The following is an 18,823-nucleotide window of genomic DNA, read 5'->3' as shown; positions in this document are numbered from 1 at the left end:
GGGGATACTGAATGGACTGCTTATTTCTTTTTGCCTTAAACCTAGGGTATCTAGCCCTACCCTCAAAAAAGTTCTTATAGGCAGTCACTAGGTTGAGTGTAGTAGCTTGTAATACCTGAGAGTAGCATTCAGACAACCATTCGGTTTCCTCCTGTTTCTTGAGCTTAGGCAAAAATGCGTTTAATGCTGAACGTGTCAAGCCTTTACCCGTCGCCTTGTAAGTTTCAATGCACAAATTGAGTGCATAATTCCACCACCAGCGACTACAGCCAAAGTGTTGAGCTAGTATCACTTGTTGTTCAGTTGTCGGATATAGTCTAACTTTGACGGCTTGATGTCGCATCGCTTTCACCTCCTTTTCCCTCTCTTACCACTATATACTATTTAGGGTAAGCTGAGCCGGAAGATTGGAAATTGAGGCACGAAATTTCCCGGTGTCCATCCTCACCCTACTATCGTTGAGAGTGAGGACTTCCGCGACATTGTTAAGTTAAAATTAGTATAAACATTAGTTACAAGGATTAAAGTTCTATGACGCCCTCATTAGCCAACTTTTTATGGAGTCTCCTTTTGGGTGGGGTGATTGTGGTTGTTCCCGCCACCATTGCCCTAATCTTTATCAGCCAGAAGGATAAAATCCAACGCTCTTAAGTTTGGGAGCGTCATTTGTCAAACCCTCGTCAAGGAACAGGGTAGCGACGAGGCTACCCTGTTGTCCCTATCTAGAGAACTTTCTAAGACGGTGTAGTACTTATCCGAGGCGTATTGGATACTATGCCCAACTGAGTAAACAAATTTGGGCATAGTAACTTTAAGGTAGAGATTTATTGGCAAAACTCGCTACTATGAGCATGTGAGCCTGGTCAGCTTCACCGCGTAAGCGTGAATTTAAAGAGCCGCACAAAATCTTGGAATAGCTTCTCTACGGGTGGTCAGCCCGAAAGTTATGCCTGTCCCTGAATCAACAGGGAATCCCAAAAGGAAGGAGATATCGCTGCCGCCATAGCGGGGAGCCTAGGAACCGAACTAGAAAGGAAGAATAGGTGAAGCCCTTCACTTTTCAATTACCTTTCTGGGAAATCCCCTACTATACCGCTCGATTGGTTAGTGGGTGGAGGATGTCAAAGAACTGACTTAGGAGAGCAGGAATGGTAAATTTTGGGCTGAACTCAGCCAGTATTCTGGGTATTTTCTTGGCAGTTGCCGGAGCAGGGCTTTATTTCCTGCGCTCAGTACGTCCGGAATTAGCACGAGATCATGATATATTCTTCGCCGCTGTCGGACTCTTATGCGGCTTTATTCTGTTATTCCAGGGATGGCGACTTGATCCCATTCTCCAGTTTGGTCAGTTTCTGCTGACGGGTTCTGCCATTTTCTTTGCGGTTGAAACCATTCGTCTACGTGGTATCACCACTGAACAAGCCAAGCGCAATACAAAAATTGTGGATGAAGAACGCCCGGTGAGCAATGTTTATCGCCAGGTGGCTGAGTTAGATGAACTAGAACCAATGGAAGATGAAGATCCCTACATTGGTCGTCGCCTCCGGGGAACAGCCGATTCTCGTTATAACCGCAGCGACAGGTACGAAGCCGAGGTTCGCCGTCCTAGAAGTCGAAGCGTCTCCGATGACTTCCCTCCAGAAGAACGCTCCCGTAAACGCCGTCCACGTCCTGCAACTCGTGCCTCAAGACCACCTGCGGAACGATGGGAAGCTGATGTAGAGAATGACTGGGACGATAAACCGACTCCCACTCGTCGTCCTCGCCCTTCGCGTCCACCGAGTCGCAACCCTGAACCCGACATAGAATCTCCACCTAGAAGGCGTCGTCCTCCCCAAGAATCAACGGTATCTGTGGCAGATCAAGAGGTAGAACCGCCTCCCAGTGATTATGTGGATTATAAACCCATCGATCCCTTGGAGGATGATGATGAAGATGATTACGTACCTAAAGGTTCAGAATACTAAATTCAATTAGGTGTGCCACGTTAGTAGAGTTGGGTTGCATTCCTCAACCCAACCTACTAATGGTATGTTTCCTAGCCTAATTGCTAGCCAACGCCGCATTTAATAAAATAGCCAGAACAGAACGAATTGCCCGCAGTTCTTCCGGCGGTTCCCCTAAAAACTCGAAACTGCTGGCATTAATTAAAGCATTGTAGGCTTCAACTACAGCCGCAAACTGAGCGGCATTCACGTCACCACCTGCTGTCAATCCGGATAAGCTAGTGGCGAGATTCTGGGCAAGGGTTGGATTTGCCCCAGCATTCACGAGGGCGTTTTGAATTTGACTCACCCCAGCCTCAACGTTACCCGTCCCCGTCACAACTAGGGCTAAGTTTTGCTGGACTGATGCGGGAATAGGAGACGTGTCATTCCCCACACTGGGCAAATTCCGTTGGGCAAGTCGTTCATTCACGATACCCGCTGCATCGAAAACATTTGCCCTAATCTGAGATGTTTCAAACACAAGACGCAGCTCACCACCCCCACCTCGACCAAAATAATCACCCACAATATCGCTCGTGGTGATAATATTCCCCGTAACATCAGACAGAACAGGCTGGGCATGACTCGATGTCGTCATCGATAAAATTCCTGCCACGCCTACCGTTAAACTCAGTCCTAACTGAAACGCCAAATGTCTCATTTTTCTACTCCTTAATATAACTGACTTGAGTAATGGGCATAGCGATGCTATACCCCTACGCCGAGAATTGAAGGTGGCTCAATCTCTACTTTTTAGAACGATAGCCCATAACCAATCCCCAAAATGAACCGAGGTTCATCACCAGCATTACCCGTCACATCAGCTACAGCCGGGGTAATCACCAGAGGAACCCCCTGAATCGGCACAATTGAAGCGCCTAAATATAAATCTTGACCCGTCCAATTGGCGATTAAAGTAACAGGTTCTACAACTTGTAGACCAATGCTACCAAAAACATTAGTCGAACCCTCTTTATCCTCAATATCATCTAATGAGCGGAAACGCCCCCCACCGAGACCAACCGAGGCAGTTAGCCGACTCAAAGGCTCACTGGAATTTTCTCGCAAACGGAAAACTTTACTGACAACCCCATAAACACTTTGGTCGCCATCAGTATTACCCCAAACAATGGCATTCTCCACACCAATTGCCACAGCGAGATCATCACCAATTAAGCGGTGAAGTTTGAAACTAACTCCGCCATCTTCAAAGGTATCGCCAAATAAGTCATAAATTGAAACAGCGGTTTCTAGGGCAACAATTCTCCTAGCATCACCGACGCCAAAACCGACAACAACAGCACCATCGTCTTCATTGAAAAACCGTACTTGCTCTTGATAGGTAGCACCGAAGAATATATCCCCCGTTTGAGCGCCAAAGGCTGTTGGAGTATTAATACTAGAACCGCCAACCACAATCCGACGCAATCGTTCCTCCACAGGCGGTGCGGGAAGGAGATACTGCCGTCGCAAGGCAGCAACTTGTTCCGGTGTCGGTGTTGGTGGTGTTGGGGGTTCTTGGGCAATGGGTTCGTACCCCAAAATGTAACGGGTTGCTACAGTGGTGGGCGGGAGTTGGGGTAATTGACCTTGACTGACTAATGCTTGGTAGATAAAGGCGGCTACATCGGCACGAGTGGCAGTCTGATTCGGATTCAAGAACGCCACATTGGGGTAATTCACCACCATCTGGTTCACTGTGGCGGCGGCAATGCTATTCTGCGCCCAGCCAGGAATTTGAGCGGCATCCTGAAAGATTTGATTTAATATGGCTGTACTTTGAGCGGGAGCCGATAAATCTAACCCACTGACTAATGCCACTAGCACTTGCACACGCGGGATATTTTGATCGGGAAGAAATATATTATTAGGATATCCTTCCAAGAATCCCATACGATACGCTTCTTGAATGGCATCCAATGCCCAGAAATTAGCCCGGATATCCGCAAACTGAGTTCCTGGACGTTCCAGGGGTTGGTCAAACGCCTGACGAATCATCGCCGCAAACTGAGCGCGGGTGACTGGGGCATTTGGTCTAAATGTCCCATCTGGAAATCCTTGGATGATTCCCCGTGCGGCTAGGGCTTCGATAAAGGCTTGCGCCCAATTGCCTTGAATATCTGGAAAGGTAGTAGCTTGCACGATTTGCACCCCACGACTAGGCGGCGATTTCGGTGCTGTTTGGGCAGGTTGATTTGTATTTGGGGCAGAGTTTTGGGGGCGCAGGGCATCAGCACCCAGCATGTTATTTAGGAGTGATTCTCCTAGTGAGCCTTTTTGATTAGTTTGTGGGTTAGTTTGGGCTTGGGCAATATTCTGAGGACTGGCTATGTTGGCTGCCACACTGAGTAACGTGCTGCCCAACACTGAACCAAGAACCTGATACCCCCAATGGTGCATAGTTTTGCCGATTGGCTCGAAACAACCCTTAAACCTATATCTCCTCATCACTTTTGCTATGCTCCCGAAGCTCTCGTTGTTACCTCAAAGGTACATGAGTTTTGCCGATTAATGCCTTAATTTATCTAAAAAATTGGCGTGGATACTTCTGTTATAGCCCGACAGGGTTTAACGGAATTTTCCAGACATTTACACAATAGTTGTTAAAATGTCAAGCATTATCTAACGTGCTTACCAATTTTGCTTTTATATCGTGGGACACCTTCAAGCTTATTAAATGTTAATTTAACAATAATAGCTGGCTTTGGCTAAAATGACACGGAGGTTTGAGTAAAGGGCGACCCGATCCCATTGAATGGATACAGTTGTTGATTTTTGCAAGGGGGTCGCCCCTACAGGAGGACAAAAGGTTACATGCTCCCCTGTTGCCTAACTGGAAATGGTTTTTGCGTTGACAGAGGTGGGCAGCTCAATCCGAAACTCTGTATCTGTACCGGGTTCTGATAGACATTGGATTGAACCTTTGTGTTGTCCGACAATAATTTGGTAACTAATTGCTAGTCCTAAGCCAGTACCCGTACCAATGGGTTTAGTGGTGAAAAACGGATCAAATATGCGAGCTTTAATGTCTGAGGGGATATGAGACCCGTTATTGGCAATGCGAATAACCACACGCTCGTTCTCTAATTGTTCCGTCCGGAGAATAATCCGAGCGGGTATTGTACGAGTTTCTTCTCTGATGGCATCAATGGCGTTGTTAATAATATTCAGAAACACTTGATTTAACTGACAGGCATAACATTCGACTAAGGGTAAGTTTCCGTAGTCTTTGACGACCTCGATATCTAGTTCTGGAGATTGTAAGCGATAGTTCAACATTAATAATGTGTTGTCTAGCTCCTGATGAATATCAACTGTTTGCAAGCCAGAACGGTTTTGCTGGGAAAACTCTTGCAGAGAAAGAACCATTTTATGAATGCGCTGGGTTCCTCGACGCATTGATGATAAAACTTTAGGCAAATCATCAATGAGAAAGTTCAGATCAATGGTTTCAATTTTGTCAATAACATCCGGGGGAGGATTCGGTGTGATTCCTTGGTAGAGATTGAGGAGTTCAATGAGGTCTTGGGTGTAGCGTTCAAGGTAACTGATGTTACTGTAGATAAATGTAACGGGGTTATTGAGTTCATGAGCTAAGCCGGCGACAAGCTGCCATAAGCTTGCCATTTTTTCCGTTTGCACCCATTGTGCCTGAGTTTGTTGCAACTGTCGCAGGGCTTGACTTAACTGTTGGGTTAATTGACGCGATCGCAGCCCCGCCCTAACCCGCGCTAATAACTCTTCTACATCAATGGGTTTGGAGATAAACTCATCAGCACCAGCATCCAAGCCTTGAACGCGATCGGTAATTTGATCGCGCATGGTGAGTAAAATTATAAACGTGGTTGCCAATTCTGGATCAGCTTTCACTTGCCGACAGACTTCTAGTCCATCTAGGCGCGGCATAATCCAATCACATATAATCAAATCCGGATGGAGTGATTTGACATAGCGTAGGGCTTCTTCTCCATTTTGTGCGATCGCGACTTCGTGACTTTGACTGGTGAGTAGATTTCTCAGCACAAGCTGAACCGTCAAATCGTCATCAACCACTAAAATTTTCGCCATAGCCGATTAACCGCAATGCTTTATTCGGGGAGTTGGTTAGAAATATAAGATTGTACCCCTAACTCCTGGCTTTTTAGTGCAACAAGCAGATCGGTAGCACTGGACAACTTCTCGGCTTTTGCCTGACGCTCCAATTCAGTCGCGATCGCCCTAAGTGAGGAAACGCCCATATTAGCCGCAGCTCCTTTGATCTGATGGGCGCATCGTGCGACAGTGAGATAATCATTGGCGGCTTCAGCTTGCTTAATCGCTTCTAGATTAACGTGAATGACCTCCAACAAGGCGACGAGCAGTTCGCGTTTTAACTCGACTTCGCCTAGACTCACTTCCTCTAAGCGATCCAAGTCGATTTCTATACTGTTGGTGGGATTGATAGGCAAAAAATCCGACTCAGACAAAAAGCTTCAATTCCGATTTTTTATTGGGCAATAGTTATAACCTTACCATAAATGCGATCGCGCCTGGTCGTTCAAGAGAATACACTTGATCCCAAGATGTGGTGTAGAGACGTAGCATACTACGTCTCTACAGTCGGGGAGGAAGTAATTTTAACTGATAACCCCTGTCAGGGGTGAATCTGCCTCTTGCAGTTGGACAGTTTCGTCCTCTGGCGGTAACCCTAACACCTCTCGGTATACGCGGATATACTGTTTGGCTGATTTATCCCAGCTAAAATTCTGACGCATCCCCCGCTGCTGTAGCGTTGTCCATTGATCTTTAAAGCGGAAGCCTTCCCAAGCCCGCACCATGCAGGTATAAAAGTCTAAGGGTTCATAGCGGTCAAAGCAGTAGCCAGTGCCGGTTTGGCTAACAGGTTCATGGTGAGAAACGGTATCCACCAGACCCCCTGTACGCCGGACAATAGGGACACAGCCGTAGCGCATGGCTAGCAGTTGACTAATCCCACAAGGTTCAAACCGGGATGGCATCAAGAATGTATCACAACCGGCATAAATACGTCGGGACAGAGCATCATTATAGAGGAGTTGGACAGACATGCGACCCCGATAGCGGGATGCCAATTGCCACATTTGGGTTTCGTAGTAACGTTCACCGGCAGCCAGTAATATAAATTGGGCATCGGTGTAAGCCATAAAGCGTTCGAGGACTTGTAATAATAGGTCAATCCCCTTTTGCTCAACTAGGCGCGTGACCATACCCATGAGAAAGACATTGGCGTTGACTTCTAAGCCCACCTCTTCTTGCAGGGTCACTTTATTTTTGCGACGTAATTCAATTGTATCGGCGGTGAAATTTTGCTCTAGGTATTTGTCGATTTCTGGGTCATAACTATCTGTATCAATGCCATTGAGAATCCCGACGGTTTTACCACTAATGAAAGACATTAACCCTTCTAGAGTTTCGCCGTATTCAGCGGTGCGGATTTGATCAGCGTAGGTTGGCGAGACGACAGTAACTCGGTCAGCAAATTGTACCGCCGCCGCCATTGTGTTATGACCTTGCATGTACCAAGGACACCAGGTTATCTGCTGTAAGCGCCAGCGCCAGGGACCTTGATACGCCAAGTTGTGAATGGTGAAGACGGTGGAAATATCCGGGGATTGGTTCATCCACACGGGAATCATGCCGGTGTGCCAATCGTGGCAATGAATAATTTGCGGTTTCCAGTAGTTCCAGGCAAACTCAGATGCACCATTGGCAAACAGGGTAAAGCGCCAGTCTTCATCCTCTCCTCCGTAGACATTTCGCCCGGAGAAGGCAAGATGTCCAAACAGATAGAGGGGGACATCGGTTCCGGGTAAAACCGTTTCATAGACGGCGAATGACTCAAACATGGCATACCCCCACCAGACGGGTTCTTTGGGAATCTCCATCTTGTCGGCTAAAAAGCCGTAATAGGGCATAAAAATCCGCACATCATGTCCCAAGCGCTTCAGGAACTTAGGCAATGCGCCCACAACATCCCCCATACCGCCGACTTTTGCCAGGGGCGCTACCTCTGCGGCAACAAAAAGAATATTCATATTGATAGTTGTGTACGATGAAGTCTCAAGTAGTAATAGTATCCTTCTGAGGGGCGTTTACAATGACGAATCGTTGAATTCATGGCATTTTCGCGCCAGTGTGGAGAGATAGAGGGATCAGCAAGAGGAGGCGATTGAAATCGCTGCTACACTTGCCTTTCGTCCGCCTGCGCGGACTAGATTATAAAGGGGGTGGCTAACCCGGATTTGATATTACCCGTTTTGAAGAGCATGATATCGGTAAAACCCGCCCCTACAGACGCTCAGGTTGCCCTTGGCTGAGAATCTGCCACAGACGCGCGATCGCATCCGGTTCCATCAGCGGCTTAAACCCTTATCCTGAAAGGATGCTAGCCAAAGGACTCAACGATTATGGCACAAGTTATTCAAGCGAGTGAATTAACCCTACACGATGTCAAAGAAAAGTTTAACCTCCAGCAGGTTGAGGATGAACAATTTTTCCGAGAATGGCAGGATGATTTGCCAGAGGTAACGGATGCGGAAAAACAATGGTTAGATCGGGTCAAAGCGGATTTTATTTCAATCATCGAATATCCCTTGCATGAGGAGGTTGTAAAGATGGTCGTGTTAGCACCATTGCTTTCATTGGCTGGCTTTTTTCGTTATCCTTTTCACCCAGATGCTGAGGTACAAGTTGCAGCGAAGGATGAGGAAGAAATCGTCCGAGGAAAGATAGATGTATTGGTATTAAAGCAGCAATTATGGGTAGCGGTGGTTGAAGCAAAAAATAAGCAGTTTAGTGTGGATAAAGCTTTGCCACAAGCTTTGTTTTATATGCTAAAAAATCAGAATCAAGGCAGCAACGGCTGCTGACAGGATAGCAGAACCTACCTGAACTCGTCGTTTAGCTTTTCGATTGGCTACTGCTAAAATCTGTTTAGCTTGTTCAGTGCGTTTAAGCTCTTCTTCGGTAAATTTCCGTTGTTCCCTTTCTTGTTTGAGTTCTGCAATTAACTCATTTAACCTCGATTCTTGCTGCTTACGAATAAATTCAGCCAAATAATCATGGACTAATTGATAACGGTCATAAGGAGTTTCTGGTAACAAAAACACTAAACCAGACTCAACGAAAATCCTTAAGACTAAATCTAATTTACTCGCTTCCGTTGTCAAACCCGCCGCTAATCCCTCTAAATCCCGTTCCAATTCAGCGCGAGTCTTTAGCGGACGAGTCCCTTTTTCATCCGTAAGCAAATATAGTACCAATTCCGCCGCCTGCTTATTCTCAGCGCCACAGTCTTCAACTACTTCCTCTAAATAGCGCTTGACTAATTCTTCTTTCGTCCCTAACTCCCGATAATCCGCCAGTGTTTTGATATTCTCCGCCTGTAATTGCGCCCCCACTACCTGCAACTCAATCGGTAATATTTCCCCCGTTGTACCCGCTAAATCCTTGACCAGTTGATCAATTAAAGCAGGTTCTAAATAAAAGCGCGATCGCGTGGTTAAATCTTCTATAATAGCTTTGGCATCTGTGAGCGAAAAATTTCCCAATTCATACAGCACATTCTTCCCCAGAATATCATGACCAATCACACTCATGCTATCCAGACGATTGCACTCTAACAAATAGTGCAAATAATCTTCCCGTAGCGATAAAATTACCTTCACGGATAAAATATTTAAACAGTCTGCCAAAAACTGCCAAAATAGTCGCCGTTCAGTCTGATTAGTATAAACAAAAAAGAATTCTTCAAACTGGTCAAAAATTAGTACTGTCCGCCGCTGGCGCTGTTCATTTTCTTCTAACTGTTCCAGGATTGTGGCATAAGGTTGGTTTGTTTGAGAGTTTATTGATAATCCAGATACGTTATTATCTAAACTTGAGAAATCGGGCAGGTTTTGTTGAGAGTTTGGTAATTTTTCCGACAAGTTATCGTCTAAACTAGCCCCTACGGATTCATCTTCATTTAGCAACTGTTTTTCCAATTCCTCTATCCAATTCGTATAAACTCGGATGGAAATTGGACAATTCTTATGAGTGCCAATAACGCTTTGCTTTAATGCCGGAACTAATCCCGCATTCACCAGAGAACTTTTCACCACCCCAGAGCGTCCATGAATGACAATTAACTTACAATCATTTCGTCCAATCCGTTCTATTAATCGCTCTAAATCTCGCTGTCGTCCAGAGGCGATAATTTCTGGCGCAACCGACTCTGAATGATCCGTTTTGGATAAAGCTTCTTGCTGATTTTTTACGGAAGAGGGAGAATTTAAAGCCTTCTCAAGAGCAGGAGAGAGGTTTTCCAAATCCCGCGAGTAAACAGCTTTTTCCCGATGCGGTTGCAATCGTCCAGCGCCAATAAAGGCGCGAATGCCATATTGCTGTTCAATGGAAAGCCGCTTTTGTTTTGTGGTAAATGCTGCTAAATATTGTTTTTCTGCAAAATAGAGTTCTCGTAACTATTCTAATATTCGTACATAAATAATGGGATGTCCAAAATTCCCTAAATCTCTGGCTTTGACTAAATGAGAAATCGCAGCTTGTTTATTCCCTAATAGCCGTTCGGCTTGGGCTAGAAACAGCAAATTTAATCCCTGAGTCCACTGTTTATGTTTAGGAAGTTGGCTGATAATATTCTCAGCCTGCTGTGCTGCTTGACGAGCATCATCCCAGCGCTGTTGCTGTAATGCGACTTCAGCTAAAAAGCTATAATCTTGGGCTAATTTACTCGTACTTCCATACTGTTGATGCAAGGGTAAAGCTTTTTGCGCTACCTGTTCTAGTTGATCCCAGGCTTGCATCCGTTGCAGCACTCGTTCTAATTGAGTAATACATTTTGCTACTAAATCGGGGCGGTTTTCTTGGTCAAAAATTTCTAGACAGTGCTGGAGATGAATCTTGGATGTTTGCCAGTTAATCGCCTGGTGTTTTTTGCGGTCCGTTGTGCGATAGTGGTAGAGTCCAATATAAAATAAAACTAATCCAGCTTTTAATTTGGCATTAATCCGGACGGGTTTAGTTTCGTTATCGATTGTCTCTACATTGGGGTCAATGGGGGCGGGTTTAGTTATGTTATCTGTTTGGCGAGACACGTTATCTGTAAAACCCACCCCTACCTGTTGCCAAAATGTTAAACTTTGCTGAAAATACTCTAATGCTTCTGGACTATCTCCGACATTTAACCCGCGAATGAACTGTAATCCCGCTTCAAGCTGGGGGTCTAAATCTTGCAAGCGATGGGGTAACTCTTTTAACGCCAAGTCTAGTTCTGAACGAGTTAAACAACCTTGAGCTAAAACATCGACTCAAAGTAGACGACATGAAACCCATCTTCTTCTAATTCTGCCTTCAGTCGCAATAACTCCGTCGATTTGCCAGAACCAATATGTCCCGTAAATAAGGCGCAGGTTGGTTCATCAGGTGAGAAAAAGGTAATATTATCTTTAAGTTCTTCAATAATCTTACCCCCGCGTACTGGGGAAAAGTCGGTATAAAATTTCTGGTCTTCTGGATTGTCCACAACCAGCGTTCTGCTGGGATTCGTGGCTCTAAAAAAAGTCTGTAGATCTACTTTCATCGTCCCGGTTCCCTAGAGTTTAGTCATTCGTTATTTATCATTCGTAAAATGATTATTACACTGAAAAAGCGAATTGGTTACATCCGCCACTAATTTACGACACTTTAGAAAAAATTAGTTACTAACGATATATTTTTTGCCATAGCTTATTAGAAAATCTCTCGATACTTAACTTAGCTAGCCGCGTTCTTGTTAAACTTGGAATATTACCCGGTAGATTTTGGCTGAAATCAAAAAACTCATTTATATCAGACAAAATTATTTGAATGCGACGGATAATAGTTTCAGAACGGTATTCAAAAAAAAACTGTTTATCCAAAGCCTTGAATGAGGCATTTTCTATAACTCTGAGAATGCGTTTACTATCATACTCTAAAGAGTATCCCGCTATTTTATAGCAATTGAACCCCGGATCTAAGTAATCCGATAAGCCCCCATTCACACTAGAAAAAACCTGACAACCACAGGCAAGGGTTTCCATCGGTTGCAGCCCAAAGCCTTCACTCACCCATTGTTGCGCCCAATATTCAGCCGAGTCATACAAATAAACTTTAGCCCGATTAAAAAGTCCCGGCAAATCCTCGACGTAGGAATCAACAACTTTAACACGACAATGCTTCTGTAACTCTGGTATCAAGTCTTGGAGTAAATACTCAGACGATTTCCGCGCCTGAACTAACACATCAATATCTCGTTCTCGGTTAAAATTCTGGAATTCTTCCGAAATATGATTCGGTAAATAGTAAATGAGAGAATTAGGCGATCGCTGTCCCCAATATCCCATAGTATTGCGACTAACAGTAATGATAGGAATACGCGCTGGAAGTTTAAATCGATACCCAGCACTATGGGCATGGTAAATAACCGGATAGGACTTGAGTTTTGCCACAAGTTTAGGAATATCAAATCCCCAACTGATTACAAAAATAACATTATTTAAATCCTGTTGCTTGAGCAAATCATCCAGGAACAAGATATCCTTTTCCCGTTGACGATAGGTTACCACCTCAGCAGGGCAAACCTGCTTTGCCAGACTCAGGGTTTTCAACTCCGCCCAAAGACCTCCACAAGCAAATGTACCATAGGTTCCAGGGACTAAAAAGTAAAGGGTTCTCAAAACACCAATTGCCTCAGTGAGATTGCCTGTATACTACAATGAATATCATTGACTTCAGTCAAGATTATAGTGTAGTTAACGCACTGAGTTGAAAAGTTCAGAGGCTTCGTTATACAACTTCTGAAGAATGTATTCATGGTAGACTAACCCACCATGACGGGATTTCCAGGTGTCTGTGTAGCCAGAAGGACACCAAATTGGACTAATGAAGGTAAGAAACGCCTCAGGACTTTGGACGTGATTGCGCCATCCTTGATAGGGTGAACGGTCAAGAAAACGCCAGTAGCCGCGAACCGCATCGGCTTTTGTGGCAAACTTGCAAAACTCCGCCCCCCCTCTTGGTTCACTGTCTGTTTTATAGTAAACTGGTACAGCGATGTTTTTCATCTCGTCGCGCCACTTCATGCCGTGGTGGTTGTTGTGTCGTTTTGCCAATTCTGTAGTTTCGCGTCCACTTTCCAGAATTGCCTGGGCTAGACACGCCGTTGCTAGCTGTGGGAACTCAATCTCCGTATGGGCTATCGCTTCGATGAATTGAGTCCAACTCATTGCTGATTATCTCCTTTCTAGATATTAACGTTGTACAGAGTGTCATCTAGAAAGATGGGATTTTGATATAAAAGTTTACCTATACTTATCGATGAATATCACAGGCTTACAGAGAATGGCGAACAGGTCGGAAATTATAACACTTTACTAAATTTTCATATTCAGCGGGTCAGATTTCATCGTAACTCTACCCATTTTGCTGATAATTGGCGGAAACTAGAGAAAGCAAATGCACCCTGCCTTATAAAAGACCCTAAATGAATATGAAAGGGCAGATGCACCCCTAAAACCCTGACAGCCGCCCACATTCTGATTGACAGCACGTACTCAAATCGAAATGTGGGCTTCACTTCTAGAGTAGAAATTTCTAGTGGTAATTGTTGTGATCTAAATTTCCACTACTGTGTGTTAAAAATGGATTTTTTCGTGATAGCGATCACTAAAGTCTTGGTTTTGTAATCCCAGCTAGCTATCAAAAAAGTAACGTACAGACGTGCCATGGCACATCTATCATAAGATGGAGTGATAACTTACTTTTGTTTCACCTATCCCTGCTGGAGAAAGCAAGGTGGTATAAGTATCAAGTAAGGGTGCGATCGCAGATTTTTTTCGCTTGGGTTAGGTGTCCAAGGCGCAATCGAGGCGTTTTGCCTTCGTACCTTTTGCGCGATCGCCGTTTAACCTTACAATCAACTAAGGACGCTTTGTTCACCATGTCCATGGCAACTGTCACCACTAATAGACAAGCATCAGCGATCGCAGAGGGGGCGCGTGATTGCTTTAATACAAATGTACTAAATTACTCCGGAGTTTTTCTTTATGCCCCAAGCTGTAAAAGCGATTTACCGTAACGGATCTACAGTTTTCGGGTTGGTCTCATAGAGCCAAGAAATTCGTCAATCTTGCAGGACAATAGCCATTATATAACTAGATATATCGCACCTGGTTTTGCATTTCGTCCGCTGTCACTTGATTCAGAATCACTAATAATCGTTGTGCAATTTCTTGAGGTGGACGGCGAACAGCAAAAATTACACCATAGTGCATCTGCCCTGAAGCAAAATAAGCTTGTACAAGTTCTTCAAAGTCAGTTCTATTATGGGTAACTAAGGTTCTTTCTTGGTTCACGGCGTAGGCAAATTGCTCTGCATCAGTAGCTTGAAGTTTTCTTACATCTCGTGCGGTGATTGCATCAAAGCCTCTTGCTTTGAGTAAGTCTGCGACCAAGACATTGACATCTTCATCTAAGTACAAACAAATAAAAAGGTTGCTCACAAATCTTTAACCAATGGGTCAATCAACTCATCAGGAATTCGATTACGTTCAATGTAATTGTTAATTTCATCTTGATGATCGCTGTAATAAGTCAATGCACTAAACACCTGCGCCAAAGTCAGATGAGGCAACCCTTTGGGAATTTCTTCTGGTGCAACACCCATACGCCAAGTTTCAACAATTGCTCTTACGGGTGTACGAGTTCCCTTAATAATTGGCTCACCCTTCAAAATCTGCTCGTCTCTAACAATGTAAAGATATTCCGTGGTTTGAACCATTGCTACTCTCAGAAATCGTTATCATTTAGGTAGCGTACTCCTAGCACCAAGCTTAGCGCTTGATGTAGGCTTTCTCTGATCAAAGACTAAATTATCGCCTGAAGCCAGGGGTATTTCGTTTAAGATTTATTGCTCTGGTCGATAAAAAATGGCGGAGTTGGTAAATCATTGGCTATTGCCAGTACCTGAAGAGCAACTTTAACTTTGACTATTGTTGCGTCTTTGTCAGAGAAGGAGGATATAGTCTCGCCTTCTCCTTCCGGTGGATTCTTGAGAAACTCTATCAGTACCCTAGCCGCCTCTACGCCAGCTTCATGTAGAGCATCATCAAATTCTCGTTCTGCTGCCATGACTTTCTCCTCGAATTGGGCTGATGCTTCCATTGTAGAAGGCGAGATTCTGGGCTGGCTTTATAACACGTCATATTAAGCGTCTGAGGTGGGAATGAATTAAAATCATGAGTACAGGTACTTAGAGGATGTGTATGATGAGGGAAAAGTTCATGTTGGGTGTAAAAAACTTATTAACCGCTACAGCCGGGGTGACACTACTCAGTTTAGGAACAGTTGAGATAGCACAGGCGGCTGAAATCGATACGACAGCCGGATGGCTAGGTGAAGGATATATATTCGAGAACAGTCGCTATGGACAAGTCTTCACCGTACCAAAGGATAATGTGATCAATTCCTTTAGCTTTTTTCTCAGTTCAGTAGAAAGCCCTCCTACAGAGTTCACAGCCCACCTTGCACCCTGGAATCCCATTACCTTCGAGTCAGCGGTAGACATCTACTCTAGCGATTCTCAGTCAGTAGCCGGTTTGCCGAGATATACAGCTAAACCGTCTGGTTATGCTGAAATTACTTTTAACACTGGAGAAATTTCTCTGCTTGCTGGACAGCAGTACGTAGCTTATTTGAACGTGGAAACTCCGGGTTCGGGAGCCATTGGATATAATTTTGATCAGGATTCTTATTCAGAAGGATACGGTCTTTATTACAGTAAAAACAATGCTTTTTGGTACAACAATGGAGATAATCGGGACTATTCATTCAATGCCGCTTTTTCCACAGATTCCAAAACTGTTCCAGAACCCTCATTAACTATAGGGACAGTAATGATTAGTACTTTTTTGATTGGTAAAAGGTTAAAACGGGGCAAAAATAGAGGCTAGGATGTAATTTTTTTTCTGTCTAAATCTTTGTTTTTAATATTTAGAATTTCCAGCCTCCACAAGAGCATTCCCAGGCAGAGCCTGGGAACGAGGGAAACAGAGTTACGATAAATTAATCTCTGCTTTGACTAATTCATTCCCCGCACGGGAGAGACGGAATCCAACTTTTTCCGCCACTTTCTGCATGGGGATATTTTCGGCGAGAATTTCTGCCGTAATCCGGCTGAGTTTCTCATCCCGCCCAATTTGCACAATGCGCCGCAGTAATTCTGTGCCTAATCCTCGGCGCTGATAGGGATCACTAATTAACATGGCGAATTCCGCCTCGTTAATTCCGTGCAGTTTACTCAGTCGCGCCACACCTAAAATTTCATGCTTTCCGGTTTCAGGGTTCTTATAATCCCCAAGCAACGCCATTTCCCGGTCATAGTCGATAAAGCAGATGCGGGTTAAGCGTTCGTGGGCAATCCGCCGACTCAGCTTAATGGCATTGAAATACCGCAAATATACGCTTTCATCCGATAGGGTGGTGTGAAACTTGACAATTAGGGGTTCATCTTCCGGACGGATGGGACGAATCTTCACCGGCGTCTCATCAGTAAGCTTCCAGGGAGAGGTGTATTGGTTGGGATAAGAACGAATCGCGGTTTTGGGGAGTTGATCTTCTTGCATATCCGGTTCGTGCAGCACAACCCGTGCATCTACCGCAATTAATTTGTCAGAAGACGCCAGCAGCGGATTAATGTCAATTTCTTTAATCCAGCGTTGTTCGATGACTAACTGGCTAAATTGCACCAGAATTTGCTCCAATGCGGTCAAATCCACAGGTTGACGTCCCCGCACCCCTTTAAGCGCTTTATAGATTTTCGTTTGTTCCATCATCCGCCGCGCTAAGGTGGTATTCAACGGAGGTAGTGCGATCGCGCTGTCTTTAAAGACCTCCACTAACTGCCCACCCGATCCGAAGACTAAAATCGGTCCAAATTGTGGATCAACACTGCTGCCAATAATCAATTCATAAGCACCATCCAAACGCACCATTTCCTGAACCGTGACGCCCAAGAAATGTTGGGCGCCGACTTTCTCTGTCACAGAGGATTGAATCCCCCGAAACGCCCAGCGTACCGCCTCCGCATCGGTGAGATTCAACTGTACCCCACCCACATCCGTTTTATGGGTGATGGTTTCGGAAAAGAGTTTGAGTACCACGGGATACCCCAGGGAATTTGCCCAGTTGACCGCTTCCTCTTCCGTTTTCGCCACCCCTGTATGCACAATTGGGATATTATAGGCAGCCAGAAGCTGTTTCGATTCCAACTCCGTCAGAATCGTCCGCCCCGCCTTGCGTGCGGTTTCAATCATCTGCTGGGCACAAGCGCGATCGGGTGCGGTTTCTTCGGATGAGGGCAGAATCGGCGTTTCGTAGATCCCACTCAGGTTGTAGCTGTACTGCCACATTAAATTAAATAACCGCGCCGCATCATCGGGGTAGGGATAGGTGGGAATACTGGCACGGTTGAGTAAGGTTTCACCGGTTTTCGTTTCTGATCCCCCCATCCAACTGGCAAACACGGGTTTCCCGGCTTTCTGGGCATAGGGTTTTAACTGTTCGGCAATTTGGGTGGGATCAGTCATGGCTTGGGGTGTCAGGATCACCAGCAAGCCATCACTGTTGGGATCGTCAACGGCAATATCTAAGGCTTTGGTATAGCGATCGGGATCAGCATCACCGAGAATATCAATGGGGTTGCCATGACTCCAATGGCGCGGCAAGATTTCGTTGAGGGCAGTTATTGTCCCCTCAGATAGTTCTGCCAGTTCACCGCCAGCGCTAATCAGGGCGTCTGTCGCCAAAACTCCGGGTCCGCCGGCATTGGTAATAATCGTTAAGCGGGGTCCTTTGGGACGACGGGGTTGTTTCGCCCATACCTCTGCCATATCAAACAGTTCAGAGATGGTATTCACACGCACCACCCCACAGCGACGGAATGCGGCATCAAGGACATCATCGCTACCTGCTAGGGAACCGGTATGGGACGCTGATGCCTTAGCAGCGGCTTCAGTTCGCCCAGTTTTAATCACGATAATCGGCTTAGTTAATGCCACTTCCCGCGCCGCAGAGAGGAAGGATCGGGCATCACCAATGGATTCCATATAAATGACGATGCTATGGGTGTGGGGATCATCTCCGAGATAGTAAATCAGATCCCCCCAACTCACATCAATCATCGAACCAATGGAAATAAAGGCACTAAAGCCGACATTTTCCCAGAAACTCCAATCGAGGACAGCGGTACATAATGCCCCACTCTGACTAATAAACGCCAAATTACCCGGACGCGCCATGGTACTGGCAAAGGTAGCATTTAACCCGGTGCGCGGACTCATTAAACCGAGGCAATTGGGACCAATAATTCGCATCTTGCCCCGGGCGGTTTCCAGGATTTGTTGTTCTAACTCAACTCCCTTTGGACCAATTTCTTTAAATCCTGCCGAAATAATAATCGCGCTTTTGACGCCAACATCAACGCACTCTTGGATAACTCCGGGTACCAGGGGGGCGGGTATGGCAATGATAGCCAGATCCACGTGATCGGGTATTTCTTTAATGCTGGGATAGGCGGGAATCCCGAGGACATTATGCCGTTTGGGATTCACGGGAAAAATGGTTCCCCCGAAGGGATTACTCATTAAATTCCACAGTAGGGTTCGCCCTACACTTCCCTCTTTATCCGTCGCCCCAATAACTGCAACTGTATCGGGGGCGAAGAAGGAGTGCAGGGGTTGACGTTCGGAACGCAGAATATCATAAGCTGGATCGGTGGTTGGTTTAAGTGGCTTAACCAT

The 18,823-nt window shown here is 45.3% G+C and carries 19 protein-coding genes and 1 pseudogene; 4 read left to right on the top strand and 16 right to left on the bottom strand.

The annotated features are described in order from the left end of the window. The coding region (locus tag RID09_RS17405; protein WP_446337190.1) for an RNA-guided endonuclease InsQ/TnpB family protein at positions 1 to 343 on the bottom strand (343 nt) is incomplete at its 3' end. Between the two features lie 188 nt (positions 344 to 531). Here RID09_RS17405 and psbX point away from each other — a divergent pair. Together psbX and RID09_RS17395 are read left to right on the top strand one after the other, a co-directional pair. After that, positions 532 to 651, top strand: a complete 120-nt coding sequence (gene psbX, locus RID09_RS17400) for a photosystem II reaction center protein PsbX (RefSeq protein ID WP_446337189.1) — start codon at positions 532 to 534, stop codon at positions 649 to 651. Positions 652 to 1,148: 497 nt separating this feature from the next. After that, a complete protein-coding gene (locus RID09_RS17395) occupies positions 1,149 to 1,967 on the top strand; it encodes a Ycf66 family protein (RefSeq protein WP_446337188.1) in 819 nt (272 codons plus the stop codon). A gap of 76 nt (positions 1,968 to 2,043) precedes the next feature. Here RID09_RS17395 and RID09_RS17390 read toward each other — a convergent pair whose 3' ends face one another. The 5 genes from RID09_RS17390 to glgA all read right to left on the bottom strand — a co-directional run bounded on the left by RID09_RS17390 (position 2,044) and on the right by glgA (position 8,041). Continuing rightward, the gene (locus RID09_RS17390; protein WP_446337187.1) at positions 2,044 to 2,649 is read right to left on the bottom strand and encodes a hypothetical protein; all 606 of its coding nucleotides are present in this window, start codon (positions 2,647 to 2,649) and stop codon (positions 2,044 to 2,046) included. A 92-nt stretch (positions 2,650 to 2,741) separates the two neighbouring features. Then, positions 2,742 to 4,388: an S-layer homology domain-containing protein gene (locus RID09_RS17385; protein ID WP_446337186.1), complete on the bottom strand. Its 1,647-nt coding sequence runs from the start codon at positions 4,386 to 4,388 to the stop codon at positions 2,742 to 2,744. Between the two features lie 429 nt (positions 4,389 to 4,817). Beyond that, positions 4,818 to 6,056 (bottom strand): sensor histidine kinase, encoded by a 1,239-nt coding sequence (locus RID09_RS17380; RefSeq protein WP_446337185.1) that lies wholly within the window; start codon positions 6,054 to 6,056, stop codon positions 4,818 to 4,820. A 20-nt stretch (positions 6,057 to 6,076) separates the two neighbouring features. Then, a complete protein-coding gene (locus tag RID09_RS17375; protein WP_446337184.1) occupies positions 6,077 to 6,454 on the bottom strand; it encodes an Hpt domain-containing protein in 378 nt (125 codons plus the stop codon). Between the two features lie 150 nt (positions 6,455 to 6,604). Then, positions 6,605 to 8,041, bottom strand: coding sequence for a glycogen synthase GlgA (gene glgA / locus RID09_RS17370; protein ID WP_446337183.1), 1,437 nt, complete (start codon positions 8,039 to 8,041; stop codon positions 6,605 to 6,607). Between the two features lie 372 nt (positions 8,042 to 8,413). On the opposite strand from glgA, the gene RID09_RS17365 reads away from it, so the two are divergent. Beyond that, complete coding sequence (locus RID09_RS17365; RefSeq protein ID WP_446337182.1) at positions 8,414 to 8,875, top strand: restriction endonuclease subunit R; 462 nt, start codon at positions 8,414 to 8,416, stop codon at positions 8,873 to 8,875. Here RID09_RS17365 and RID09_RS17360 read toward each other — a convergent pair. The 9 genes and pseudogenes from RID09_RS17360 to RID09_RS17320 all read right to left on the bottom strand — a co-directional run bounded on the left by RID09_RS17360 (position 8,840) and on the right by RID09_RS17320 (position 15,188). Beyond that, complete coding sequence (locus RID09_RS17360) at positions 8,840 to 10,354, bottom strand: ATP-binding protein (protein ID WP_446337181.1); 1,515 nt, start codon at positions 10,352 to 10,354, stop codon at positions 8,840 to 8,842. The genes RID09_RS17365 and RID09_RS17360 overlap by 36 nt on opposite strands. Positions 10,355 to 10,468: 114 nt before the next feature. Beyond that, positions 10,469 to 11,269 carry a tetratricopeptide repeat protein gene (locus tag RID09_RS17355; protein ID WP_446337180.1) on the bottom strand — a complete coding sequence of 267 codons (801 nt, stop codon included), beginning with the start codon at positions 11,267 to 11,269 and terminating at the stop codon, positions 10,469 to 10,471. A 41-nt stretch (positions 11,270 to 11,310) separates the two neighbouring features. Then, positions 11,311 to 11,586 (bottom strand): annotated as a pseudogene (locus RID09_RS17350) (ATP-binding protein); the annotation flags it as partial. Between the two features lie 121 nt (positions 11,587 to 11,707). Then, complete coding sequence (locus RID09_RS17345; protein ID WP_446337179.1) at positions 11,708 to 12,703, bottom strand: glycosyltransferase; 996 nt, start codon at positions 12,701 to 12,703, stop codon at positions 11,708 to 11,710. A 75-nt stretch (positions 12,704 to 12,778) separates the two neighbouring features. Then, complete coding sequence (locus tag RID09_RS17340; protein ID WP_446337178.1) at positions 12,779 to 13,252, bottom strand: glucosaminidase domain-containing protein; 474 nt, start codon at positions 13,250 to 13,252, stop codon at positions 12,779 to 12,781. Between the two features lie 580 nt (positions 13,253 to 13,832). Further along, the gene (locus tag RID09_RS17335; RefSeq protein ID WP_446337177.1) at positions 13,833 to 13,967 is read right to left on the bottom strand and encodes a hypothetical protein; all 135 of its coding nucleotides are present in this window, start codon (positions 13,965 to 13,967) and stop codon (positions 13,833 to 13,835) included. Between the two features lie 212 nt (positions 13,968 to 14,179). After that, positions 14,180 to 14,527, bottom strand: a complete 348-nt coding sequence (locus RID09_RS17330) for a DUF5615 family PIN-like protein (RefSeq protein WP_446337176.1) — start codon at positions 14,525 to 14,527, stop codon at positions 14,180 to 14,182. Then, positions 14,524 to 14,805, bottom strand: a complete 282-nt coding sequence (locus RID09_RS17325) for a DUF433 domain-containing protein (RefSeq protein WP_446337175.1) — start codon at positions 14,803 to 14,805, stop codon at positions 14,524 to 14,526. Before RID09_RS17325 ends, RID09_RS17330 begins: the two co-directional genes overlap by 4 nt. Positions 14,806 to 14,924: 119 nt before the next feature. Continuing rightward, complete coding sequence (locus RID09_RS17320; RefSeq protein ID WP_446337174.1) at positions 14,925 to 15,188, bottom strand: hypothetical protein; 264 nt, start codon at positions 15,186 to 15,188, stop codon at positions 14,925 to 14,927. A 119-nt stretch (positions 15,189 to 15,307) separates the two neighbouring features. On the opposite strand from RID09_RS17320, the gene RID09_RS17315 reads away from it, so the two are divergent. Continuing rightward, the gene (locus tag RID09_RS17315; RefSeq protein WP_446337173.1) at positions 15,308 to 15,976 is read left to right on the top strand and encodes a hypothetical protein; all 669 of its coding nucleotides are present in this window, start codon (positions 15,308 to 15,310) and stop codon (positions 15,974 to 15,976) included. Between the two features lie 102 nt (positions 15,977 to 16,078). Here the strand turns inward: RID09_RS17315 and RID09_RS17310 are convergent, their stop codons facing one another. Next, entirely contained in the window at positions 16,079 to 18,823 is a 2,745-nt protein-coding gene (locus tag RID09_RS17310) for a bifunctional acetate--CoA ligase family protein/GNAT family N-acetyltransferase (RefSeq protein WP_446337172.1), read from the bottom strand.

The organism is Coleofasciculus sp. G1-WW12-02, from assembly GCF_040219735.1.
In the GTDB taxonomy this organism is placed as follows: Bacteria; Cyanobacteriota; Cyanobacteriia; order Cyanobacteriales; family Coleofasciculaceae; genus Coleofasciculus.
The sequence above is the reverse complement of the archived record's forward strand: the minus strand, read 5'-3'. Positions and strand labels throughout refer to the sequence as shown.

Excerpts from the sequence above, each read along its gene's own strand:
- glgA (WP_446337183.1), bottom strand. The coding sequence starts at position 8,041 with ATGAATATTCTTTTTGTTGCCGCAGAGGTAGCGCCCCTGGCAAAAGTC.
- RID09_RS17315 (WP_446337173.1), top strand. The coding sequence starts at position 15,308 with ATGTTGGGTGTAAAAAACTTATTAACCGCTACAGCCGGGGTGACACTA.
- RID09_RS17340 (WP_446337178.1), bottom strand. The coding sequence starts at position 13,252 with ATGAGTTGGACTCAATTCATCGAAGCGATAGCCCATACGGAGATTGAG.
- RID09_RS17385 (WP_446337186.1), bottom strand. The coding sequence starts at position 4,388 with ATGCACCATTGGGGGTATCAGGTTCTTGGTTCAGTGTTGGGCAGCACG.
- RID09_RS17390 (WP_446337187.1), bottom strand. The coding sequence starts at position 2,649 with ATGAGACATTTGGCGTTTCAGTTAGGACTGAGTTTAACGGTAGGCGTG.
- RID09_RS17335 (WP_446337177.1), bottom strand. The coding sequence starts at position 13,967 with ATGGTGAACAAAGCGTCCTTAGTTGATTGTAAGGTTAAACGGCGATCG.
- RID09_RS17320 (WP_446337174.1), bottom strand. The coding sequence starts at position 15,188 with ATGGAAGCATCAGCCCAATTCGAGGAGAAAGTCATGGCAGCAGAACGA.
- RID09_RS17325 (WP_446337175.1), bottom strand. The coding sequence starts at position 14,805 with ATGGTTCAAACCACGGAATATCTTTACATTGTTAGAGACGAGCAGATT.
- RID09_RS17380 (WP_446337185.1), bottom strand. The coding sequence starts at position 6,056 with ATGGCGAAAATTTTAGTGGTTGATGACGATTTGACGGTTCAGCTTGTG.
- psbX (WP_446337189.1), top strand. The coding sequence starts at position 532 with ATGACGCCCTCATTAGCCAACTTTTTATGGAGTCTCCTTTTGGGTGGG.
- RID09_RS17395 (WP_446337188.1), top strand. The coding sequence starts at position 1,149 with ATGGTAAATTTTGGGCTGAACTCAGCCAGTATTCTGGGTATTTTCTTG.
- RID09_RS17365 (WP_446337182.1), top strand. The coding sequence starts at position 8,414 with ATGGCACAAGTTATTCAAGCGAGTGAATTAACCCTACACGATGTCAAA.
- RID09_RS17310 (WP_446337172.1), bottom strand. The coding sequence starts at position 18,823 with ATGGTTAAGCCACTTAAACCAACCACCGATCCAGCTTATGATATTCTG.